The following is a 21851-nucleotide window of genomic DNA, read 5'->3' as shown; positions in this document are numbered from 1 at the left end:
CACAGTAACTTTTTATTGCATTACTAGGAGATAAAGATGGTTGAAGTCGGTCAAACAGCTCCGGACTTTGAAGCAAAGGACCAGAATGGAGAGACAATCACGCTAAGTCAGTACAAGGGTAAAAAGGTTGTTCTCTACTTCTACCCTCGTGACAACACGCCTGGCTGTACCGCTCAAGCTTGCGACCTGCGAGATAATATTGAGCGATTGGCGGACAATGGCTATCAAGTGATCGGTGTGAGCACAGATTCAGAGGCCAAGCATCGTAACTTCATCGAAAAGTATGATCTTCCCTTTCCACTTATTGCCGATACTGACAATGCCGTTCATGAACTCTACGGAACCTGGCAGCTGAAAAAGAATTACGGCAAAGAGTACATGGGTACGGTCAGAACCACCTTCATCATCGATGAGCAGGGCAAGGTTTCTGATGTAATTGCCAAAGTCAAAACCAAAGAGCACACCGCTCAGATATTGGGCGACTGATCGATACGATAAGGGGTGCCTCAGCACCCCTTCTTTTTAAAATTGACGATCCAACTTACCCTGCATCAGATGGGGGCAGTTCATCCGCTGTAGGCCAAGCTGAAACGATCGACTTAACCAGAGTCGCCAACGGGATAGCAAAGAACACACCCCAGAACCCCCATAGCGTTCCAAACACCAATACAGCGACAATGATAGAGACCGGGTGCAAATTAACCGCTTCGGAAAAGAGCAAGGGTACAATCACGTTACCATCGATCGCCTGAATGATCGTATAGGCAAGCATTAGGTAGAGAAACTGATCGCTCCAGCCCCATTGAAAGAAGGCAATCAGCGCCACTGGGACAGTCACCACCGCAGCACCGATATAAGGAATCAACACCGACAGACCAACCAACAAACCAAGTAGCGCAGCATAGTTGATACCCAGCAGTGCAAAAGAGATAAAGGTAGCGACACCAACGATTAAAATTTCAATCGCCTTACCGCGGATATAGTTAGCCAACTGAGAGTCCATCTCGTTCCAGACCTGATCCATCATCTCCCGCTTCTTAGGCAGAAATGCAGTCCAACCAGCGATCAAACGATCACCGTCCAACAGGAAGAAGAGCACCAGAATAGGCACCAAAACGAAGTAGATCAGCGCGGTTAACACACCCGTTAGAGAGCTTAACGAGAAGCTAAGTAGCCACTGCCCTAACTGACTCAGCTCAGCGGCAGCGGTGCCGATAAGGTTGCGAATCTGTTCAGCAGAGACCAATTCAGGGTAGTTCTGAGGGAGCAGCATCAATACCTGCTGCAGCTTGGTCACCATGCCGGGCAGCTCATTGAACAGGTTCACCAACTGCGTCCAAACAGCAGGGAGAATGAACAGGAACATTGCTACAACAAAACCGGTAAAGGCGATAAACATCGTTGCAACGGCACTTTTGTGACCCAAGCCAATGCTTTTCAATCGATTGACACCGCCCTGCATCATGAAAGCAAGAATGAGCCCTGCAAAGACCGGAATCAGCGCACCACCTAAGTGCCAAATCACCAAACCAGAGACAAACAGCAGTAAAAAAAGCAACAGTGCCTCCTCATTTGAGAAGTAACGTTGTACCCATTTACTAAAAATCTTTTGCATCGCTCAATTAACCTCTGCGAAGAAGGTGAATATAGGTTTGGTTGTTCTCTGTCGTAGAGATCAACTCATGATTCGACAGATCAGCATAAGCTTTAAAGTCACGTACAGAACCCGCATCCGTCGCAATCAACTCAAGGACCTGCCCCACTTCAAGGCTGTTCAGCGCCTGCTTGGCTTTCAATAACGGCAGCGGACAAGCTAAACCGGTCGCGTCGACTCTTTTATCAATGTGAATCTCTGTCATACTAAAGTCAGTGTAAAAAGCGAATCTATCGGCGCAATGTAACTGATATACAGAACAAAGGCTATGCTACCTCTGATGCGAACCCCTTTAATCATTCTACTATCCAGCCTTATCTGCTTTAACGTGCAAGGCTCAGAGAACCTGCCCTCCCTAGCAGGCAGCACCAACTCGAGCTATCAGCTTGAGCAAGAACGAGCACTTGGCCAAGCCTGGATGCGCATGATGAAAGCCCAAGCCCAGCTTCTGGACGATCCGATTGTCGAGAGCTATCTCAAGGATCGACTGTGGTACCTATCACCCTTTTCTGAGCTACAAGATAAGCGGTTAGATCTCCTGGTCATCGACCAACAGGAGGTTAATGCCTTTGCCGCACCGGGTGGCATCATTGGTATCAATGCGGGACTGCTATTAGCAACAGAGACAGAAGATCAATTAATGTCGGTGATCGCTCACGAGTTTGCCCACTTAAGTCAGCGTCACTTTGCACAACAACAGGCGGCCAGCGAGCAGCGACAACCACTGGTATTAGCAGGCATCGTCGGCAGTATTTTACTCTCCAGCATCAATCCCAACGCAGGAGCGGCCGCACTTCAAGGCACTATTGGTGCTTCAGAAAATGCGCGACTTAGTTTCAGTAGACAAAATGAGCTCGATGCAGACCAAGCAGGTATGCGCACGCTGGTTGCCGCAGGGTATGACCCTCAAGCGATGCCACAGATGTTTGCACAGCTAGCGCAAGCCAATCGTTTTTCGGGCAGCGCTGTACCCGAGTTTTTACGAACCCACCCAGTGACTGAATCGAGAATCGCTGATTCCACTAACCGTGCCATGAATTTACCGAGCGCAAGCACAGAGAATCGTGTCCACCAAAACTTTATGATTGCCAAATCGAGAGTGGCTGTTAAGTATGGCGCTGAAAATCAGCTACTTAACAACTCAGAATTAGATGAGTCAGCCAAGCATTTTACTCACTACTTAAAAGCGCTCTCTGTGAATAACAACGAGGAAGCGCAAAACCACTGGGAGGCACTCTCCAAAAGCTGGCAACAACACCCTTGGGTGCAACTCAGTCGTTTAACTCAACTCTCTCTCAGCGGGCAAGCGACTGGACAGTTAATGGATGAGCTAACGGACCTCTACCCTAATGACCTTGCCGTGCAAGCGGCACTGGCCAAGACCTATAGAGAGCAGGGAAACGTCTCACAAGCGATCAGCCTCTACAGAAAACTGCTTAGAGATCACCCCAACAATACACTGTTTTTATACCATCTCGCCGAGCTCTATGGCTTGATCAATGATATAGAGCAGCTTCACCGTACCCGAATTGAGTTCTTTTTTCAGCGAGCTGAGTTTGATCTAGCGCTCAGGCAGGTAGAGTTTGCCCGCAGGGATGCTAGGAACAATAGGATTCAACTGGGTTGGCTCGAACAGAGGGAGAGAGAGATTCGATCAGACCAACTGAGGTTTGATGAACTGTTTAAATAAAGATTGAAGTGAGCAACTGAGAAAGTCACTCACTCAATTAGAGATTAGCGGGCTTGAAAGCTCAACATTCTCTCAAGTGGGCGAAGCGCACGTTGACGAAGTTCTGGATCGACAAAGACCTCTTCACGGCCATGACGCAGTCCATTCAAAATATTTTGAAGGCCGTTCATTGCCATCCAGGGGCAGTGAGCACAGCTTCGACAGGTTGCACCAGAACCACCAGTGGGCGCTTCGATAAAGGTTTTGCCTGGAGCAGCCTGCTGCATCTTAAAGAAGATGCCTCGATCGGTTGCTACGATGAACGTATCGTTTGGTAGATCATGAGCCGCTTTAATTAGCTGACTGGTGGAGCCTACTGCATCGGCAAGCTCAACAACAGAGGCGGGCGATTCTGGGTGAACAAGCACCGCAGCGTCCGGGTAGACCGCTTTAAGATCCAACAACCCTTTCGCTTTAAACTCTTCGTGAACAATACACGAGCCATCCCACAACAGCATCTCAGCGCCCGTTTGATTCTCGATGTAACTGCCTAGGTGCTTATCAGGACCCCAGATGATCTTTTTATCCTGATCAACCAGATGTTCAACGACTTGCAGTGCGATACTCGATGTCACCACCCAGTCCGCTCTGGCCTTCACCTCGGCAGAGGTATTGGCATAAACAACCACTTCATGATCAGGATGTGCATCACAAAACGCACTAAAGTCTTCGATAGGACAACCGATATCAAGTGAACAGGTTGCTTCCAAAGTAGGCATCAAGATGCGCTTATCTGGGCTAAGAATCTTAGACGTCTCACCCATAAATTTTACACCAGCGACCACAAGAGTAGATGCCGAGTGATTAGCACCAAAACGCGCCATCTCAAGCGAATCAGCAACACAACCACCGGTCTTCTCTGCCAGTGCTTGAACCAGAGGATCAGTGTAATAGTGAGCGACCAAGCATGCATCGCGCTCTTTCAGTTCAACCGCTATCTGCTCTTCAAGATCAGCGACTTGAGCAGGCGTAAGATCACTGGGCAGATGCTCTTGAGCAAAATGCTCTTGCACCATAATACGTTGATCAAGATCTGCTTTTGTTTGCATACCAACCTCAAAAAGTGACGTATAAAGCAACGTCGTAACGAGTCAATTAGTTAAGAGTTAGACTGGGATATAACGTGTCGGATCCGAAACACCCGCATCATCAAAGCCTTTAGCTCGTAGGCGGCAACTGTCACAGCGACCACAAGCCCGGCCATCATCGTCTGATTGATAGCAGGAGACAGTCAAAGCGTAGTCCAGACCCAAACGATGACCGGCTTGAATGATCTCTGCTTTAGTAAGATCAATCAAAGGTGTCTCAATTTTGAATGGCTCACCCGTGACGCCGTTTCGAGTCGCTAGGTTTGCCATCTCTTCGTAGGCCTTAATAAACTCTGGACGGCAATCAGGGTAGCCCGAATAGTCCACAGCATTAACACCTATAAAGATCGCATCCGCATGCAAAACTTCCGCCCAGGCCAGCGCCATAGAGAGGAAGATCGTATTACGAGCAGGCACATAGGTGATAGGAACGCCCTCGGTTTCACCCTCAGGCACCTCAATCGAACTATCGGTCAGGGCAGAGCCACCGAACTGAGCAAGATCAAGTGAAAATACGCGATGCTCTTTTGCACCAACAGAGGCACAAACCGCTTTGGCGGCATTCAACTCAGTCAAAGCGCGCTGCCCATAGTCAAAGCTTAGCGCGTAACACTCATACCCTTGATCAGCAGCAATCGCCAATACCGTAGCAGAGTCAAGGCCGCCTGATAGCAGAACGACCGCACGTTTCGTCTTTTGATTCATAGTTATGAGCGAGGCTTGTAGTTACGAGCTAGACCTGCAGCTGAGCTTTTCGGATACTCATCAAGCAGTTGTTTAAAACTGCTCTGTTGCGCAGCAGAATCACCTAAACGATCCTGCACAACACCCAGTTTATAGAGTGCATCTGGGCGCTTACGATGGCCAACAAACTGAGAAACCACCGTGTCAAATGCGACTTTGGCTGAGTCTAGTTGCTGCTGAGCAAGCTTCACTTCGCCAATCCAGTAGTAGGCATTCGCTAGGTTATCACTGCTAGGATAGGTCTGAATAAACTGTTCAAAGGCTTGAACTGACTCATCAAACTTACGTTCACGAACCAGTGTGAACGCTTGCTGGTAAGCCACTCGATCACTGACTGTAGGTTCAGCAGGGGCTACAGGTGCTTCCGCCTCAACAGGAGAACCAGCAAGGGTCGTCTCAACTGGCTGTGTCGCAGCAGCGCTACTTGATACGGGTGCATTTGTTTCGGAAGCAGCCCGATTCTCACCGAGAGCCACACTTGGAGACGCTGTCTCAGCAACAACAGGGTTAGACGTAACTTGGTCAGCAACAACAGGAGCCGGCGCAGCAAGCGGGTCAGCTTGTTGAAGCACTAAAGAGCTTAGGCGGCGATCCATATCACGGTAACGATCCAACTGCTCTTTTTCGAGCTTTTGTAGACGATACTGCTGTGTCTCGATCTCACCACGCAACTGACGAACCTCAGCCTGCAACTGCTGCAAAAGAAGAACCAGTTCACTGTTGGCAGATTGGGAATGTTGTGCCGCAGAAACAGAACTGCTGGCAATAGTGCCAGCAGTCAGTAGAGCAATCAGTAGACGCAATTTCATTAGCGGCTAGTGTAGCTCAGTTCTACACGACGGTTTAGCGCCCACTCAGCTTCAGTGTGGCCAAGCATAGCTGGCTTCTCTTCACCGTAAGAGATGGTTTCGATCTGGTTGCTACCAGCACCGTTAACCATCAGAAGACGAGCAACGGCGTTAGCACGCTGTTCACCCAGTGCAATGTTGTACTCACGAGTACCACGCTCATCAGCGTGACCTTCTAGACGAACAGTTGCACCTGGGTTGTTCGATAGATACTTAGCATGCGCTTCAAGATCAGAGAAACCTTCTTGTTTAACAACAGCCTGATCGAAGTCGAAGTAGAAAACGGTGCGCAGTTTAGCAACTTCAGCAAAAGAGCCAGCAGTCACATTGCTGCCATCAGCGCCTTGAGTGGTTGCTGCATTATTGGTAGCTGCACCATCTGCACCGCCATCCGTTGTTGTGCTAGTTGAACTACAACCTGCAACAAGCGCTACGGCTGCTGCAAGTGCTGCTACTCGAGTCATTGCGATTGCGCGCATCGTCAATCTCCTAAAATAAATTTTTATTGGTCCTATTGGATAGTGCTTAAACTATAGGCTGAGCTAAAGGATTTCAAGCGACTACCTAAAAAAACTTAAGAAACCTGCTCAATCCCGACCAGAGTCCAGTTTCCAGAGTCTAAATCTGCGTCTCGACTGAGGTGCCATGCTTCTGCAAACGGTGTAGTGGTGGCCGAACCGTTTTCACGAATTTCACCTTCAAAATAGAGGCTTACAATGTGTTCACCCAACAGCGTTTGGAAGTTAGCCAACTCAACATCAACTGACAAAACCTCAGTTACTTGGTTTTCTGGTAACACCATTCGATTGGTTTTAAGCGACTGCAATAGCTCTGGTGAGGTGTAAGAGGCGATCTCCTGCCAATCTTGACGATCCCATGCACTCTGCAAATTTTTGAAATGATCCTTAGCGCCGGCCAGGAAAGCGTTTTCATCAAACCACTCAGGCGTATCAATCTTGGCGAACGTCGCGCTCATACCTGAAGCGTTTGAAGCACCACCCAATCCCTGTTCAGCATTTCTAGCGATGGGTACTTCATTCGGGGCGTATCCTCCCTGAGAAGCGCCTGCATAAGCAGCCCTTCTTTGCGACCCGAACAGTTTAAACAGCATAAAGATGACCAAACCAATCAACAGCATATCCATCAGTTGGATACCCTCAAAGGCGCCACCGAAAAAGAGAGCTCCCAGAATACCGCCGGCCAATAGTCCACCCATTAAACCACCCATACCCGCTTTACCGCCTGCCGTTGAGGTCGGCGCCGTTTTTGATCCGGTTTGAGAAGGGGCAACCTGTTTGGTCGGAGCCGGAGCGGCCTTCTTAGGCATGGAGTAGCTTTTGCCCAAGCTAAAACCGCCACCAAAACGTTTAGCCTCCGCTTGATGGGGGATAGCTGCCACCAGACAAAATGCAAACAGGAGCGTAAAGAGTTGTTTCATTATTGTATAAACCTCAGATCAATTAACGGTTTTAATTCGGTTCTGTCGAATACCAGCTATCACTCGTCTTACGACGGCCAACCAGATGCCGAGCACAATGAGGGCAATTCCGACTAGATGGAAGCTGTGCATAGTCTCATTCAACACCAAGATAGACAAGAGTGTGCCGAATACCGGAATCAGATAGATAAACAGCCCCGCCGTCGACGCGCCCAACTGCGCCACACCACGATTCCAGAAAGAGTAAGAGAGTATCGACGGAAAGATCGCAATATAGACCACAACCGCCCAGACTGGCGTTTCGAGGGTCGGCATGACAAAGCCACCCTGCTCAAACAGTGCAAATGGGAAGATCACCAGCAAACCAATCAGAACCGACAGCCCGAAAAAGGTGAACGGCTCGAGCTCTTTAGGTTTGAACTTTAAGGTGATCGAGTAGAGAGCCCAAGTCACAATCGCAGCCAATATCCAGACATCCCCTGGGTTAAGATGCAGTGAGGCAATTCGCTGCAACTCACCTTGGGTAATTAATACCAGAACTCCCATCAGTGATGCCGCAATCCCTAACCACTGCAGCCCACCCACAGACTCTTTGAAGAATAGCCGGTTCAACAACAAAATTAGAACGGGAATAATCGCATGCATCAAAGTAGTGTTTGTCGCGGTGGTCGTCTCAACCCCCAAATAGATGAACGTGTTGAAACACCCGACACTGGTGAGTGATAACCAAAAGAGCAGTGGAAAATGCGCTTTTATAATCGGCCACTGTCGAATCGCTTTGGGCAGCCAGAAAGGCAATAGGATCAAAAAGGCGAGTCCCCAGCGTAAAAATGCCATCAATAGTGGATCGGCAATATCAGCCACTCCTTTAGCCGCGACATGATTACCCGCCCAAAACAGTGGCGTTAAGATCAACAAGAGATAGGCGATCAACGTGCATTTCCTTTAGCAAAATAACTTAATAAACCGTAATGAGGCTCTTCGCCTGTTACGGCGTAATTGAGAGTACGAGAGTTCTCAAACAACCAGCGCTGTTGAGACAGGTCCGCTCCTCTTCCGGCAAACAGGATCTGATCTCCCAACTGCAGCTCAGTCAGCTCACCCGGCTCGATCATAAATTGATCACCACGCTTCACCAGCAGAGCCAAACATTTCAGCTCCTTTGCTCGATCTGCTGGGGATTTGAGTAGTGATCGTAACGTCAATGTCTGACCAGATTCTATCCACTCTTTTACTGAAGGCGTCTCTTCTCCCAGTGTAAAAGCCTGAATGCGAACCTGGCCATCACCTACAAGGCGATTTAGGCGCTGAATGAGCTCTCTGGCATCCACTTCATCAAGCGCCATCGATTGGTCTAAAAACTCAGCCAGCAAAGGTGTACGCAGATGAGCCAGAATGCGACTGGCAATGGTGCGACCGGGGTTCATAACAAAATCAGCTTTGAGCCGTTCAAAAATTAACTCATTAGAGTCCAAGTTTTGGCGAACAACCGTCTGCAACCTAGGATTTAATTCGCGAGCCGTCATGATGATCGACAGATTATCAGCATCATTACCTGTACCAGCAATAATACCCACCGCTTCTTCAACACCCGCTTGAATCAGGGTAGATGCCTCGGTACCTATACCGACAATCGATGTGGGCTCATCACCTCTGAAGCTATCCATATGAGGATCCACTAAAGTGATCTCTGTCCCCTCAGCACGCATGGAGCCGGCTAACGCGCGACCAAAGCGACCATAGCCACATAAAATCCAGCGACCCGATTGATGCTTATAGGTTGATGCGATTGAGCGGTGCTCAGAGTAAATCAGCCAATCAACGATCAGATGCTTTTGCGGACTGTGGGCCGCTAGGCCAAGATACTCGGCAAACTGTTTAAAGGGATCTACTACCAGATCGGTGCCAAAGGAGTAAAGATTGGCAGTGGTCGTATCATTTTCGCTGCGACTTACCACAATGCGTTTCGGATAGAGCAGCTTGCTGGCAATCGAGACCGACAGATTAACGTTATCATCATTGGTCAGGGCCAACACACCCAGACAACTTGGGTTCTGCAATCCAGCCAGATCGAGATTTTCCGGCAGTGAGGCATCAGCACACAGACCCACCACCGGCAGTGAATACTGTTCAAGCTCTAACGCATCGATTCGGCTCTGATCGATATCGATGACCACCGATTTAATACCCTGTTGCTCCAGTCCAGCCACCACATCTCGGCCCGTTGTGCCAAAGCCACAAATTAGATAGAAGGGCTCTCGAATCGATCGAACTTGATGAGCAAAACGGCGAGTGCGCAACAGACGCGAGAATCCTTGATCTTGCAGCACACTCAACATGGCACCGATGGCATAGAGCCAAGCAATGACGGTTGCGTAGATGCAGACCAGGGTCCACATCCGCTGAGCACTGGTGAATGGGTAAGGAATCTCACCAAAACCGATGGTGGAACCCATAAACGAGACAAAGTAGAAGGCGTGGAAGAAATCCATACGCCAAGGCTGACCCTGATCATCAAGCCCAGGTATTAAAACAAACCCAAGCACAGAGACGGCGTAAACGCCGATTAGAACGCTCAGGGGCAGTCTTAGCCGCCTAAGTAGAATATAGAGCAGTGTATTCATCGACGAATCGACGCACTCTCAACCACTAGCAGAACCACCGACACAACATTCGCCACCAGTGCACCAGCAGCAAGCGACACAATACTCGCCATCGTCCCATCCGTCATTCCCAGTGACGAGATCTGCTCGGCATACGCCCAGACCACCGCAGCTGCAATCAATTGCAAATCGGCAACCAAACTGGTCGCCAGCAACAGTGCTCCAAGGTGGCTGCGGTCACCAAACTTCAACACCGTACAAATTAAACTAACTACCAGGGCCAAAAAGAGCTCAAACACTTCATGATGTGCAGGATTATCGATATCCCCAAGAACAAAGCCGACATTCAGCGTCAGGGCTAAGATGATAAAGAATCCAAATACAACCTTTTCACGGTTCATCAACAAGCGCTCCCAATAATCCAGTTAGTCAGCTTAAAACGTATTTCTGTTCAACATCTTAACGACGTTTAAGTTAGGCTTAATATTAATGACTGAAGCTAACACTTATCGTGACTGTTTATCTAGGGGGTATTTCACATCGTGATCAAGAAATCGATCGTTTCTCTTCTATTTCTCGTTTTTTTATCACTGTCGTCGATCGTTGGTGCCGACGTAATCAAAAGCCTCAACGACACTCGTGAGTATCGAATTCTTGAACTGGACAATCAGTTAAGAGCATTGCTGATCTCGGATATGCAGAGCGACAAAGGAGCCGCCTCCTTGAATGTACAAGTAGGTAGTAGCGCCAACCCACCGGAGCGTGCAGGACTGGCCCATTTCCTAGAGCACATGCTCTTTTTAGGCACCGAAAAATACCCAGAGGCGGACGCCTATCAAGCGTTCATTAACTCTAATGGCGGCAGCCACAACGCCTTCACCGCCTACGATGATACGAACTACTTTTTTGATGTCCGAGCAGAGGCGTTCCCAGAAGCGCTCGATCGTTTCGCTCAATTTTTCATAGCACCACTCTTCACTGAGGCTTACGTGGATCGTGAACGAAATGCCGTCCACTCTGAGTACGAGTCAAAACGGCTGGATGATGGACGTCGCATCTACGTGGCTAAAAAAGAGGCGATGAACCCAGAGCACAACTGGACCCAGTTTTCGGTCGGCAACCTCGATACTCTGGAAAACACGCCAGAGAACCCCATTCGCCCCGATTTGATCGACTTTTACAACCGTTACTACTCGGCCAATTTGATGACACTAGTGGTCAGCGCACCGCTCTCTTTAGACGAACTAGAGACGCTAGTAACTCAGCGTTTCTCTAGGGTTAAAAACAGAAACGCCACGCCCTACAGCGATGCGGTGCCGCTGTTCACAGAGAACGAGATAGGTCGTGAGATTCGCATCAAAACCCTCAAAGAGAGCCGCCAACTAACGCTCACTTTTCCTGTTCCCCCCAGAGAAGGTTACTGGAAGAAAAAACCGCTCTACTTTATTGCAAACCAAATCGGCTATGAGGGCAAAGGGTCACTCCTCTCTTACCTTAAGGATGAAGGTCTAGCCGACAGCGTCGGGGCTTGGATTGGCATCGATCAACCCGAACAATCGACCTTTGATATCCATATCGATCTCACCCTAAAAGGTCTGGAGCAGAAAGAGCGTGTGATTGAGGCAGTGTTTAGCAAATTTGAGCTTATTAAACAGGCCGGTGTTCAACAGTCACTCTTTGATGAACAAGCTCTTCTTGCGATGAATGAGTTCCGATTCCAGCAGAGTTCAGAACCGATCCACAACGTGATGCGTCTTTCTCAGATGATGGTGGACTACCCTGAGGCTGAATTGATCAGGGCCTCCTACGCCTTTGATCAGTTTGATGCCGCGTTGATTAACGACTACCTCTCGTACATGACGCCGGACAACCTAGTGCTAGGCCTCTATTCACAAGAGGTTGAGACGGATCAGCAAGAACCTCGATATGAGATAGACTACAGCATTAAAACAATCGACTCCGCCCTTCTAGAGCGTTGGAGGAGCCCTAAATCCATTCCTGCTCTTAGCATAAAACCCTTGAACCCCTACATTGCCGATCAGTTCGATCTTCTCGAAGAGTCGCAAGCAGACATACCTGAGACTGTTTTTCAAAAGGGCAATCTCACAGCCCTGCACAAGGTTGATGTCAGCTACAAGCAGCCCAGAGGGGCAATCAATCTGGCGATTCTGTCAAATAAGGCTCAGCCTGATGCAGCCGCATCCGTCGCCAATTCTCTGTTAACCGACATGATCAATGAGCAGCTCAACGAAGCGCTCTACGATGCTGCACTGGCTGGACTGAATGCAGAGCTCTACCCTCACCTGCGAGGCCTATCCATTAAAGTAAGTGGCTACAACCAGCGCCTGGATCGTCTATTAGAAACACTGCTCAATTCACTAAGTCTGCCATTACAGGATGAGGCGTTGTTTGCGCGATTGAAGCAGAACCTTAAAGAGGATCTTGCCAACAGCCTTAAAGAGAAACCCTACAACCGAACCTTTGCCCTGCTCTACCAAGAGTTATTGGATAGCTGGAGCAGTGAAGAGAAACTGGCTGTCATTGATTCGATGACACTGGCTGATCTTTCCAAGCAGAAGGAGAGTCTGCTCGCAGAGGGTCAGTTAAAACTGTTTATCCACGGTAATATCAGTCGTGAACAAGCCGAGTTGATCAGCTCAACCGTTCACTCAGCACTCTCTGAAATGAAATCCGTTAAAGTCAGCCCAATCAAAGCAAAGAGCCTAGCTGAGGGAGAGACAACCAAATCGATCGCGGTAGCGCATACCGACTCCGCACTACTGCTCTACCTTCAGGCGGACAGTGACACCGCTCAAGCACGCGTGGAAACCGCTCTTATCAACGAGCTTCTGTCGACCCCGTTTTACACTCAGCTGAGAACAGAGCAGCAACTGGGCTATGTGGTCTTTTCAAACTTCCTACCCATAGGTGAAACACCTGGAGTCGGTTTGACTGTGCAATCTCCGACGGCTGATTCGCAAGCGCTGAAACAGGCTTATAGTGATTTCTTATCGGGTTGGCGTGCAGGGTTAGCAGCAGAGCTAGAGCAAAACATCGAACAGTATCGAGCAAGTCTGCGCTCGCGGATTGCGTCACCCTCCAAGCGGTTGGCGGATGAGACTGAAAGACTCTGGCGAGAGATTGATCGTGACAACCTAAACTTTGATACCAGAGAGCAGCTTCTAACCGCGTTAGACAATCTGACGTCTGAGCAGATACTCAAACGCGCAGATCAACTACTTGAACTTAAACTCTGGATAGAGGCTAATCCTGAGTCACCTAAGTCATAATTTCTAAGGTTCAAAGGGGTATATAGATTCCGCATAGAGGGCGATATCTTCCAATATCGCCCTTTGCTCAGCCGTAGTCTCCGGTAGTTCAGCAATGCGATTCAGCTCTGCATAGAGTGCTTCAAAGGTGAGGTAACCACCGGTGCCTTTCAGTAGCTTTTGCGCTCGAAACTCCTCCCAACTCAACTGCTCCTCATCGGTTAGGGTTTCTGGGAAATTTCGAGCTTTATAACGCAGCAACATCTCCTCTAGACGGGGATCCTGAAACGGCAGCTGTAATTCGTACAAGCTCTCTTCATCCGCCTCACGCACGCGATCGATCAGTTTTTTGTCATCATTGGAGAAGAAGCCACCAGAGTAGATCTGCAGATCAGGGTCAGCAATCGCATCGCGATCCTCTTGGTAAACCGCCATCAGTTTCTCTCGGAGATTGGGTTCATTGCGCAATAGCGCCAAATGCGCCCGACATTGATCGCCATCAATGGCAAACTTTGCCGGTTCATCACCACGCAGCATGTTGGCCGGTGCCACAATCGGGCAACGATTGGCATGCAGTAACTTCAGAGCTAATTTAGGGGTATTCTCATCACGCTGATCGCGCGGGAGATAGAGATTCTGTTTAATCTGCTCGGCAGTCAGTTCAAAAAGCGGGGCTGGGTCGTGTCGTAGATCCCAAACAATGCTGGCATTCTTGTTGGTTGGGTGCACCGCAATCGGGGCAACAACCGCCATATTGCCTTGCTCTACCGGGTAACGTGATGAGACGTGTAACACCGGCTTCATGCTTTGCGGATCGATCAGTTTTTGAATCGCCAATTTGGAGCGATGACGAATCACATAATCAAACAGCTTGGGTTGTCTCTCTTTAACCAGCTTGGCCATCGCAATGGTGGCATAGACATCAGATAGCGCATCGTGGGCACTACCATGCTCAATGCCGTTAGCCTTGGTCAGATCTTCCAGACGCAAACTCGGCGTGCCATCTTCGTAGCTAGGCCAAACGATTCCATCGGGACGCAGTGCGCGAGTGAGACGTAACATGTCGATGATATCCCAACGAGAGCAGCCATTTTGCCACTCACGCGCATAGGGATCGTAGAAATTGCGATAGAGGGTATTTCGCGTCACCTCATCATCAAAGCGGATTGAGTTGTAACCGACACCGCAGGTACCTGGTCGAGCCAACTCTGCATGAATCCTAGCGATAAACTCGGCTTCACTGACCCCTTTCTCTAAGGCAATTTGTGGCGTAATCCCGGTAATCAAACAGGCCATCGGGTGCGGCAACATATCATCGGCAGGACGAGCGTAGATCATCACAGGATCCTCAATGATATTGAGGTCGGCATCGGTCCGAATACCAGCAAATTGCATGGGACGATCTCGTTGTGGATCGGTTCCGCTGGTCTCGTAGTCGTGCCAAAAAAACGTCTCGCTTTGCGCACTCATCTTCGCATCCTTGATGAAAATTGCTGATAATAGCGTTAAGAGTAACAGGCCCTTTCCATTCTGGCTAAGAGAGTTCTAAAAATGCTAAACAATCCTACTGAATCAAACTGCCCCTGCGGCAGTGGCGCCCCCTTTTCAGAGTGCTGCCAACCCTATCTAGCCGGCATCGCAGTCGCACCCACTGCTGAAAAGCTGATGCGCTCACGCTACACAGCTTTCTCTGTCGGTGCTGTGGACTATCTGATCGATACTTTAGCGCCAGAGCGACGCTCACCAGGTGAAGCGAACATGCTGGCACAAGAGCTTCGCTCAACCGAGTGGGTGAAACTGGAGATACTGGATACGCATGAGGGTGGACCTCTGCACCAAAAAGGACAGGTCGAGTTCAATGCTCACTTTAAAGCGGCCGATGGAAGAGCTGGGGTACTGCACGAACGATCCAATTTTCGCCGTGACGCTGACAAATGGATCTATGTGGATGGCGACGTTGAAGTCAATTGAAGGAAAGTGATGTCAGACGCACTGACTAGGCCTTTAAATACGCCTTTTGAAAAAATTGCGTCTGACATCGATTAATCCCTAACTCTATTAGAGAGGGATTAGAACATGTGTAGACCACCGTTCACTGAGAAGTCCGCACCGGTCATGTAACCCGACTCTTCGTCAGCAATAAAGGCTACCGTGCGACCGATCTCATCCGGTGTACCGAAACGTTTAACCGGAATCGTTGAAGTAATCTTATCCTGAATTGCCTGATCAATCTTAGCCACCATTGGGGTTAGGATATAACCTGGTGACACCGTATTGACGGTAATCCCTTTAGCAGCCACCTCTTGCGCCAGCGCCTTGGTAAAGCCGTGGATACCCGCTTTAGCTGCAGAGTAGTTTGCCTGACCGAACTGACCTTTCTGCGCATTCACAGAGGAGATATTGATGATACGACCAAAGCCTTTCTCAAGCATTGGGTTAATCACTAGGCGTGTCATGTGGAACATACTGTCGAGGTTGGCGCTAAGTACTTCGTCCCACTGTTCCCAGCTCATCTTCTTGAACTGACCATCGCGAGTAATACCCGCATTGTTGACTAGGACATCAACTGAACCACCAGTTAGCCTTTCAACCGTCGCAATACACTCAGCACAAGACTCAGCATTAGTGACATCACCGTAAGCGACTTCGATCTCGTAGCCATCTTTGCGTTGCTCCTCTTGCCAAGCTTTGGCTTTCTCGTGATTACCACCTGAGTTGTAGCCAGCAACGACTTTAAAACCAGCATCAGCCAATTTGCGACAGATGCTGACACCCAAGCCACCGGTACCACCAGTAACGAGTGCGACTTTTTGACTCATATTATTCACCCTTGTGTTGTGATCGACTCTCAATGAGGCGATTGATATGCAGGGAATTGGCCACTCTTATTGCTTTCTGCGCTCCACTCTCAGCAAGCAAGAAATGGAAAAACATAGGCCATGGAGGCTTTAAAAACCCTACGTTAAATAAGTAATTACTCTACTTTTTAGAACCTGACAAGTTTTAATGTCAGACAATGAACCAAAGTAGTGGATCAATTTAAACCAGAGAGATGACAGTGGTATGACGTCTGATTAGACCCTTTTTAGGGTCCGGATCATCCAGAACCAAGCGAACAGCGCCGTCAGCGCATTCGCTACCACTAGGCCGATAAAGAGCCCTTTAAGGTCGAACAGGGTGCTACCTAGCCAGCCGAGTGGAATGTAGAAGAGAAAGAGTCGAACGATGCTGACACGCATCGCATGATAGGGGAGATGCAGAGCATTAAAGCTGGACGAGCTGAGGAAAGTAGTCGCCTGAAATCCAAAGCCCAGCGGTACAATCAACATCCAGAGAACCAACCAGCGACCAACCTCAGAGTCGTTAGTAAACAGTGGCACTAAAAGCCCTGCACCAAGGGCTAACAGCAGGTAGATCAACAACTGCCAACTCAATGCAAAGAACACCGCATCACTGTAGGCAGACTTAACACGCGCGATCTGTTTCGCACCTAAGTTCTGACTTATGAAAGGTGGCAGCGTCATCGACAAGGCCAAACAGACCAGTAGGGCCAGAGATTCGATACGACTGCCTACCCCAAAGGCTGCAACCGCGGCTGCACCGTGCTGAGCAACAATCGCTGTCAAAATCCCGTTAGCCAGCGGCGTCATCATATTTGATAGAGCCGCGGGCAGACTGATCTTTAGGACTGAACGCCAATTTTTAAACAACACACTGGGGTCTAGTACTCCCAGCAGGATCATCTTTTTACGAACGAACAGCACCCAAATCGCTAACACAGAGGTAATCGCCCAAGCGATTAAGCTGGCAATGGCAGCGCCCTGTATGCCCATCGCAGGAATAGCGCCCCAACCAAAAATCAGGATGGGATCCAGGATAAAGTTGAGAATTGAAGAGCCCAACATCAGCGCGGCTGAGGTGCGAGTATCACCCATCGAGCGGAAGGTGCTGTTACAGACCATGTTCAGAACCATAAAGATGGCCGCAAAGAACCAGACCGACATGTATGCGTCTATATAAGGGATCAGATACTCAGCAGCCCCCATCAACTCTACGATAGGAATCAAAAGAAACTGCCCGATAAAGCCCACCACAGCAGTAATCAAAACTGCCATCAGTAGGTTATCAGTCGCTAAACGTGCTACCCGCTGTTTCTCACCGCGACCGATCAGGCGCGCTAAGGTTGCGGACGTCCCCACACCAAGACCGATGGCCAGACTGGTCAGCGAGAAGCTAATTGGGAAGGTAAACGACAGTGCCGCCAGTGGCCAGGTGCCTAAGCGACCGACAAACCAAGCATCCGCCAAGTTAAACAGCATCAGACTGATCATGCCGAACATCATGGGTACGGTCATGCGCACCAGTGTCGGTCTTATCGGGTCATTGGTCAGATCTGCAGCTTTAGACATGCGGGCACTATAACCTAGGTTCCCACGCACACCCAGCTTTGCAGTACACTATTACAAAATTTGTCAGGGCTTAATGTGAATTTACTGATTCTAGAAAAAGAGGATTTCACCTCCTCAACTGAGGTGCGCATCAGTGACCGTCGTCACCGCCACATGCTTGAAGTACAAAAACTAGAGGTCGGCGACACCCTAAGAGCTGGCGAACTGAATGGACTGATTGGCTCAGCCAGAGTGGATCAGATCGATTCTGAGTCGGTATCCCTTAAGGTTGACCTTCAAAAAAAGCCCCCCAAACCACTGCCAGCGACTCTACTACTGGCCCTACCCCGTCCAAAAATGTTGAAACGGACCTTTCAAACCCTAGCCGCCATGGGGGTAAAAGAGATCTACCTGATCAACGCCTATCGCGTCGATAAGAGCTACTGGTCAACGCCTGTCCTGTCAGAAGACTCGATCCGCGAACATCTGATTCTGGGTCTAGAGCAAGCTGGCGACACAAAACTGCCCAAAGTGCATATCCGTAAACGATTTAAACCCTTTGTTGAGGATGAACTGCCAGCGCTGGTTAATGGGAAACGCGCACTGATCGCCCACCCCTACAACGCTTCACTCTGCCCTGAACCATCAGATAAAGAGACATTGATAGCAGTCGGTCCTGAAGGCGGATTTATCCCTTACGAAGTCGATCTGATGCAGCAACAGGGGCTAGAGGCTATTCACCTTGGGGAGCGGATTTTACGGGTCGAGACTGCTGTGCCCGTGTTACTGTCGCGACTGTTTCCCATTAGTTAGCTGGCAGAGATCCAAGGGCGTTTAAATAACGATCCCAATCGAAACAGGGACCCGGATCGGTTTTACGTCCCGGCGCAATATCACTATGGCCGGTGATTCGGTGTGGGGTAATCAGCGGGTAGTGGGTCAGCAGTTGCTCAGTGATCTGAACCAATTGGTCGTACTGCTGATCGGTAAAGGGTTGATCATCGCTCCCTTCCAATTCAATGCCAATCGAGAAATCATTACACTGTTCGCGTCCATCAAAACTGGACTGCCCCGCATGCCATGCACGCTTGTTAAATGGTACAAACTGAACCACACGCCCCGTCCGCTCTATAAGCAGATGGGCAGAGACCTCTAACCCCTCTATCTGTTGGTAGTAGGGGTGCTCGCTGCAGTCCAACTCATTACAAAAGAAGCGCTCTACCGCCTGAGTATTAAACTGTCCTGGAGGCAGGCTGATGTTATGAATCACCAACAGTGAGATCTCATCACTAGGTCGCTCATTACAATTGGGCGAGGCGATCCAGTCGGCGCCTATGAGCCGGCCTGAAGGCTGATCGATACTGAAACTAACTGACAAATTGAACCCCGCTAACAGTGGCGATGCAGGTAAGATCACGTACAATACCTGCTTAAATCATATTACCCGAAGAGTCCCTGTCGATGCTAACGCTAGAAACCCTAAAGCCCACCATTGAAGCGAATGTCCGTCTTGCAATTGAAGAGGACGTCAGTACAGGTGACATCACGGCGGAATTGATCCCAGAGAGCCAGCAGGCCAAAGCCGAGATCATCTCACGCGATCAAGCGGTGATTGCCGGCAGTGCTTGGGTCAATGAGGTCTTTAAGCAGGTCGATCCGACCGTAGAGGTAGATTGGAAAGTGGCAGATGGGGACTCCGTCGCACCGAACACACTGCTCTTCACTCTAAAAGGTTCGGCCAGAAGCCTATTGACCGGAGAGCGCGCAGCACTGAACTTCCTTCAAACGTTATCAGGCACTGCCACCCTCGCCAAACAGTACTCTGACAAGGTCGCCAACACCCCAGTTAAACTCTTAGATACGCGCAAGACACTTCCGGGGCTGCGTTTGGCACAGAAGTACGCCGTCACCTGCGGCGGTTGCTACAACCACCGCATCGGTCTGTTTGATGCGTTTCTAATCAAAGAGAATCACATTCTAGCGGCCGGCGGCATTGAATCCGCCATCTCACAAGCCAAGTCCAACCACCCAGGCAAACCGGTGGAAGTCGAAGTCGAAAGCTTTGACGAGTTAAACCAAGCCCTAGAAGCGGGTGCAGACATCATCATGCTCGATAACTTCACTCCCGATCAGATGCGCGAAGCGGTTGCCTTGGTTGATGGCAGAGCCAAACTGGAAGCGTCCGGCAACATCACCGACGACACCCTGGTGAGTTACGCCGAAACCGGCGTTGATTACATCTCGATTGGCGCGCTCACCAAGCACTGCCGCGCGATTGATCTATCAATGCGGTTGGTCTAGTTCAGATAAGTAATATCGTAGGAGCGATCTCGCAGAGGTCGCGATAGTGCCGGTGACTGGCTTCAGCCTGTCATCCGCCGTTAGAATTTATTACCTATCTGAAAAAAACCGATAAAGCAGATGACAGGCTGAAGCCAGTCACTGGTGTTTTTTAAAAAATTTTATTGCATACCAATCGCGGCCTTTTCAAGACCGCTCCAACAAAGTGACAGATACAAATCTCGTGCCGATTCGTCCACGTCCGATCGAGAGTGAGTACGATGGTTTTTCACGGTTAAGAGTTCAATCGGCTGAGGCTCGGATGGCCGAAGTCTGCAACGGAGGCAGGAGCCGACTTATTGCCATGGAAGGCATGTATTCCGTTAATGCAGGAGCAATTAACGGTTTGCAGTGTCCTATTGGACTTCAGTGAAAAATCATTGAACGGAGCGTGCCGCAGGCCGAGTGAGCGTGGTCAGTTTTTGCTTACTTTTTGCTGACCAAAAAGTAAGGTTGATCGCCTTTAGGCGATTAGAAAGTTCTGGCTTTAAATGAGTTTGCCAACAAACTCAATGCCGAGTCGGTGTATGTTCAAACTCTTCAGGACTCATACCCGAACTGAAATCCTCAATATCCGGCTGAGTCGCGACCTTGTATCCCTCGCTTGCCCACTCGCCTAGGTCAATCAACTTACAGCGCTCTGAACAGAATGGGCGGTACTTGTTTTCGGTGGAGTACTCGACCTTTTTTTCGCAGGTGGGGCATTTAACTTTCACAAGGGCTCCTGTCGGATTATGTCGTTTGTTGAGTGGTCAGCTGATGATAGAGCGCATCCACCTGAGAATAAAGCTCATCCAGGGTGCCGGTATTGCTGATCACATAATCGGCCCGATCAATTCGAGATTGACGATCCATCTGAGCGGCAAGAATCGAATCGACTTGAGCTTCACTGACACCGTCACGACTCAAGGTTCGCTGTCGTTGTACCTCGACCGGCACATCGATCACTAGCGATGCATCAATCTCTTGGTAGTGCCCGCTCTCAAACAGCAAGGGTACAACCACCAACGCGATTGGGGTCTCGGCGTTTAAGGCACGTTCCATAGTGGTTTGACGAATCAGTGGGTGCAACAAAGCCTCTAACCACTGACGCTCATTAGGATCTTTAAAGACCCTCTCACGCAGTGCCGCACGATTCAACTGGCCATCATCTTGAATCACTTCAGGCCCAAAGTGCTGTTCAATCTGAGTCAGCGCCGGCTGACCAGTCTCCACCACTTCGCGCGAAATAAGATCGGTATCCACAAGTGTCGCACCTAGGGACTCTAAACGATCAGCGGCGGCCGTTTTACCGCTGGCTATGCCGCCAGTTAGCCCCAAAATAAACGGAGGCATTAGAGGCCCAATCTCGTTTTCAGTGCGGCGATAATCGGCAGATTTGCTTCTGGAAATTGGTAGGAGTCCATCTCAACAGGGTTGATCCACTCAATGGGTTGGCCTTCTAAACCGGAAGCCTCGCCACTGAATGAGCTGACCACCCAGACATCTAAGACCACAGATTTATCACTGTAGTCGTGCTCAATGCGGACCAGAGGCTCACACTTCACAATCTCAATACCGATCTCTTCTAGCAGTTCACGCTTAAGTGCTGTCTCAACCGACTCTTCGGCCTCTACCTTACCGCCCGGAAACTCCCAAAGCCCGCCCTGGTGTTTATCATCGGGGCGCTTGGCAATCAGCAGTTGGCCTTGTGGATTCAGTATTGCGGCAGCGGCAACCAGTATCTGTTTCATAGCGATTATTTGAACAG

At 49.5% G+C, this 21851-nt stretch carries 23 protein-coding genes; 6 read left to right on the top strand and 17 right to left on the bottom strand.

Going from position 1 to position 21851, the window contains the following annotated elements; all coding sequences use genetic code 11:
* Window positions 1-36: 36 nt before the first annotated feature.
* Window positions 37-486, top strand: coding sequence for a thioredoxin-dependent thiol peroxidase (bcp, locus tag XMD564_RS00675; RefSeq protein WP_173480441.1), 450 nt, complete (start codon window positions 37-39; stop codon window positions 484-486).
* A 55-nt stretch (window positions 487-541) separates the two neighbouring features.
* On the opposite strand, the gene XMD564_RS00670 is transcribed toward bcp, so the two are convergent.
* Both XMD564_RS00670 and XMD564_RS00665 read right to left on the bottom strand, forming a co-directional pair.
* Window positions 542-1615, bottom strand: coding sequence for an AI-2E family transporter (locus XMD564_RS00670; protein WP_173480440.1), 1074 nt, complete (start codon window positions 1613-1615; stop codon window positions 542-544).
* A gap of 7 nt (window positions 1616-1622) precedes the next feature.
* Window positions 1623-1859 carry a sulfurtransferase TusA family protein gene (locus XMD564_RS00665; RefSeq protein ID WP_173505703.1) on the bottom strand — a complete coding sequence of 79 codons (237 nt, stop codon included), beginning with the start codon at window positions 1857-1859 and terminating at the stop codon, window positions 1623-1625.
* Window positions 1860-1934: 75 nt separating this feature from the next.
* Here XMD564_RS00665 and XMD564_RS00660 point away from each other — a divergent pair, with 75 nt between their 5' ends.
* Window positions 1935-3344 (top strand): M48 family metalloprotease, encoded by a 1410-nt coding sequence (locus XMD564_RS00660; protein WP_173506396.1) that lies wholly within the window; start codon window positions 1935-1937, stop codon window positions 3342-3344.
* A gap of 44 nt (window positions 3345-3388) precedes the next feature.
* Here XMD564_RS00660 and nadA read toward each other — a convergent pair whose 3' ends face one another.
* The 8 genes from nadA to XMD564_RS00620 all read right to left on the bottom strand — a co-directional run bounded on the left by nadA (window position 3389) and on the right by XMD564_RS00620 (window position 10505).
* A complete protein-coding gene (gene nadA / locus XMD564_RS00655) occupies window positions 3389-4432 on the bottom strand; it encodes a quinolinate synthase NadA (RefSeq protein WP_173488536.1) in 1044 nt (347 codons plus the stop codon).
* 57 nt (window positions 4433-4489) lie between these two features.
* Window positions 4490-5176 carry a 7-cyano-7-deazaguanine synthase QueC gene (gene queC, locus XMD564_RS00650; protein ID WP_173488535.1) on the bottom strand — a complete coding sequence of 229 codons (687 nt, stop codon included), beginning with the start codon at window positions 5174-5176 and terminating at the stop codon, window positions 4490-4492.
* A 2-nt stretch (window positions 5177-5178) separates the two neighbouring features.
* Complete coding sequence (ybgF, locus tag XMD564_RS00645) at window positions 5179-6024, bottom strand: tol-pal system protein YbgF (RefSeq protein ID WP_173507640.1); 846 nt, start codon at window positions 6022-6024, stop codon at window positions 5179-5181.
* On the bottom strand, window positions 6024-6542 hold the full coding sequence (gene pal / locus XMD564_RS00640; protein ID WP_173480434.1) for a peptidoglycan-associated lipoprotein Pal: 519 nt from the start codon (window positions 6540-6542) through the stop codon (window positions 6024-6026). The genes ybgF and pal overlap by 1 nt, the downstream gene beginning before the upstream one ends.
* 95 nt (window positions 6543-6637) lie before the next feature.
* Window positions 6638-7501 (bottom strand): Tim44 domain-containing protein, encoded by an 864-nt coding sequence (locus XMD564_RS00635; RefSeq protein WP_173507639.1) that lies wholly within the window; start codon window positions 7499-7501, stop codon window positions 6638-6640.
* Window positions 7502-7519: 18 nt separating this feature from the next.
* Window positions 7520-8434, bottom strand: a complete 915-nt coding sequence (locus XMD564_RS00630) for a DMT family transporter (protein WP_217364137.1) — start codon at window positions 8432-8434, stop codon at window positions 7520-7522.
* Window positions 8431-10125 (bottom strand): TrkA family potassium uptake protein, encoded by a 1695-nt coding sequence (locus XMD564_RS00625; RefSeq protein WP_173507638.1) that lies wholly within the window; start codon window positions 10123-10125, stop codon window positions 8431-8433. The genes XMD564_RS00630 and XMD564_RS00625 overlap by 4 nt, the downstream gene beginning before the upstream one ends.
* Window positions 10122-10505 (bottom strand): DUF6394 family protein, encoded by a 384-nt coding sequence (locus XMD564_RS00620; protein ID WP_173480431.1) that lies wholly within the window; start codon window positions 10503-10505, stop codon window positions 10122-10124. Before XMD564_RS00620 ends, XMD564_RS00625 begins: the two co-directional genes overlap by 4 nt.
* Window positions 10506-10646: 141 nt before the next feature.
* Here XMD564_RS00620 and XMD564_RS00615 point away from each other — a divergent pair, with 141 nt between their 5' ends.
* Complete coding sequence (locus XMD564_RS00615; protein ID WP_173507637.1) at window positions 10647-13394, top strand: insulinase family protein; 2748 nt, start codon at window positions 10647-10649, stop codon at window positions 13392-13394.
* A 3-nt stretch (window positions 13395-13397) separates the two neighbouring features.
* On the opposite strand, the gene sbcB is transcribed toward XMD564_RS00615, so the two are convergent.
* Complete coding sequence (gene sbcB, locus XMD564_RS00610) at window positions 13398-14843, bottom strand: exodeoxyribonuclease I (RefSeq protein WP_173507636.1); 1446 nt, start codon at window positions 14841-14843, stop codon at window positions 13398-13400.
* Between the two features lie 81 nt (window positions 14844-14924).
* On the opposite strand from sbcB, the gene XMD564_RS00605 reads away from it, so the two are divergent.
* The gene (locus XMD564_RS00605; RefSeq protein ID WP_173483879.1) at window positions 14925-15344 is read left to right on the top strand and encodes a YchJ family protein; all 420 of its coding nucleotides are present in this window, start codon (window positions 14925-14927) and stop codon (window positions 15342-15344) included.
* A gap of 98 nt (window positions 15345-15442) precedes the next feature.
* Here XMD564_RS00605 and phbB read toward each other — a convergent pair whose 3' ends face one another.
* A complete protein-coding gene (gene phbB / locus XMD564_RS00600; protein ID WP_173480427.1) occupies window positions 15443-16192 on the bottom strand; it encodes an acetoacetyl-CoA reductase in 750 nt (249 codons plus the stop codon).
* Window positions 16193-16447: 255 nt separating this feature from the next.
* Complete coding sequence (locus tag XMD564_RS00595) at window positions 16448-17782, bottom strand: MATE family efflux transporter (protein WP_254443091.1); 1335 nt, start codon at window positions 17780-17782, stop codon at window positions 16448-16450.
* Window positions 17783-17857: 75 nt separating this feature from the next.
* On the opposite strand from XMD564_RS00595, the gene XMD564_RS00590 reads away from it, so the two are divergent.
* Complete coding sequence (locus XMD564_RS00590; protein WP_173494719.1) at window positions 17858-18574, top strand: 16S rRNA (uracil(1498)-N(3))-methyltransferase; 717 nt, start codon at window positions 17858-17860, stop codon at window positions 18572-18574.
* Here XMD564_RS00590 and ampD read toward each other — a convergent pair.
* Window positions 18567-19121, bottom strand: coding sequence for a 1,6-anhydro-N-acetylmuramyl-L-alanine amidase AmpD (gene ampD, locus XMD564_RS00585; RefSeq protein WP_173483942.1), 555 nt, complete (start codon window positions 19119-19121; stop codon window positions 18567-18569). The genes XMD564_RS00590 and ampD overlap by 8 nt on opposite strands.
* Before the next feature lie 101 nt (window positions 19122-19222).
* Between ampD and nadC the strand changes: the two genes are divergently transcribed.
* The gene (nadC, locus tag XMD564_RS00580) at window positions 19223-20062 is read left to right on the top strand and encodes a carboxylating nicotinate-nucleotide diphosphorylase (RefSeq protein WP_173480425.1); all 840 of its coding nucleotides are present in this window, start codon (window positions 19223-19225) and stop codon (window positions 20060-20062) included.
* A gap of 548 nt (window positions 20063-20610) precedes the next feature.
* Here the strand turns inward: nadC and yacG are convergent.
* The 3 genes from yacG to mutT are packed head-to-tail and all read right to left on the bottom strand — an operon-like array spanning window position 20611 to window position 21834.
* The gene (gene yacG / locus XMD564_RS00575) at window positions 20611-20817 is read right to left on the bottom strand and encodes a DNA gyrase inhibitor YacG (RefSeq protein ID WP_173480423.1); all 207 of its coding nucleotides are present in this window, start codon (window positions 20815-20817) and stop codon (window positions 20611-20613) included.
* Window positions 20818-20833: 16 nt separating this feature from the next.
* Window positions 20834-21436 carry a dephospho-CoA kinase gene (gene coaE / locus XMD564_RS00570; protein WP_173507635.1) on the bottom strand — a complete coding sequence of 201 codons (603 nt, stop codon included), beginning with the start codon at window positions 21434-21436 and terminating at the stop codon, window positions 20834-20836.
* Window positions 21436-21834: an 8-oxo-dGTP diphosphatase MutT gene (gene mutT, locus XMD564_RS00565; protein ID WP_173507634.1), complete on the bottom strand. Its 399-nt coding sequence runs from the start codon at window positions 21832-21834 to the stop codon at window positions 21436-21438. Before mutT ends, coaE begins: the two co-directional genes overlap by 1 nt.
* Window positions 21835-21851 lie beyond the last annotated feature (17 nt).

Source organism: Marinobacterium sp. xm-d-564, assembly GCF_013283345.1.
GTDB lineage: Bacteria > Pseudomonadota > Gammaproteobacteria > Pseudomonadales > Balneatricaceae > Marinobacterium_E.
Note: the sequence above shows the minus strand (reverse complement) of the source record. Positions and strands in the feature narration are given on the sequence as shown.

Excerpts from the sequence above, each read along its gene's own strand:
- bcp (WP_173480441.1), top strand. The coding sequence starts at position 37 with ATGGTTGAAGTCGGTCAAACAGCTCCGGACTTTGAAGCAAAGGACCAG.
- XMD564_RS00670 (WP_173480440.1), bottom strand. The coding sequence starts at position 1,615 with ATGCAAAAGATTTTTAGTAAATGGGTACAACGTTACTTCTCAAATGAG.
- XMD564_RS00665 (WP_173505703.1), bottom strand. The coding sequence starts at position 1,859 with ATGACAGAGATTCACATTGATAAAAGAGTCGACGCGACCGGTTTAGCT.
- XMD564_RS00660 (WP_173506396.1), top strand. The coding sequence starts at position 1,935 with ATGCGAACCCCTTTAATCATTCTACTATCCAGCCTTATCTGCTTTAAC.
- nadA (WP_173488536.1), bottom strand. The coding sequence starts at position 4,432 with ATGCAAACAAAAGCAGATCTTGATCAACGTATTATGGTGCAAGAGCAT.
- queC (WP_173488535.1), bottom strand. The coding sequence starts at position 5,176 with ATGAATCAAAAGACGAAACGTGCGGTCGTTCTGCTATCAGGCGGCCTT.
- ybgF (WP_173507640.1), bottom strand. The coding sequence starts at position 6,024 with ATGAAATTGCGTCTACTGATTGCTCTACTGACTGCTGGCACTATTGCC.
- pal (WP_173480434.1), bottom strand. The coding sequence starts at position 6,542 with ATGCGCGCAATCGCAATGACTCGAGTAGCAGCACTTGCAGCAGCCGTA.
- XMD564_RS00635 (WP_173507639.1), bottom strand. The coding sequence starts at position 7,501 with ATGAAACAACTCTTTACGCTCCTGTTTGCATTTTGTCTGGTGGCAGCT.
- XMD564_RS00625 (WP_173507638.1), bottom strand. The coding sequence starts at position 10,125 with ATGAATACACTGCTCTATATTCTACTTAGGCGGCTAAGACTGCCCCTG.
- XMD564_RS00620 (WP_173480431.1), bottom strand. The coding sequence starts at position 10,505 with ATGAACCGTGAAAAGGTTGTATTTGGATTCTTTATCATCTTAGCCCTG.
- sbcB (WP_173507636.1), bottom strand. The coding sequence starts at position 14,843 with ATGAGTGCGCAAAGCGAGACGTTTTTTTGGCACGACTACGAGACCAGC.
- XMD564_RS00605 (WP_173483879.1), top strand. The coding sequence starts at position 14,925 with ATGCTAAACAATCCTACTGAATCAAACTGCCCCTGCGGCAGTGGCGCC.
- phbB (WP_173480427.1), bottom strand. The coding sequence starts at position 16,192 with ATGAGTCAAAAAGTCGCACTCGTTACTGGTGGTACCGGTGGCTTGGGT.
- XMD564_RS00595 (WP_254443091.1), bottom strand. The coding sequence starts at position 17,782 with ATGTCTAAAGCTGCAGATCTGACCAATGACCCGATAAGACCGACACTG.
- nadC (WP_173480425.1), top strand. The coding sequence starts at position 19,223 with ATGCTAACGCTAGAAACCCTAAAGCCCACCATTGAAGCGAATGTCCGT.
- coaE (WP_173507635.1), bottom strand. The coding sequence starts at position 21,436 with ATGCCTCCGTTTATTTTGGGGCTAACTGGCGGCATAGCCAGCGGTAAA.
- mutT (WP_173507634.1), bottom strand. The coding sequence starts at position 21,834 with ATGAAACAGATACTGGTTGCCGCTGCCGCAATACTGAATCCACAAGGC.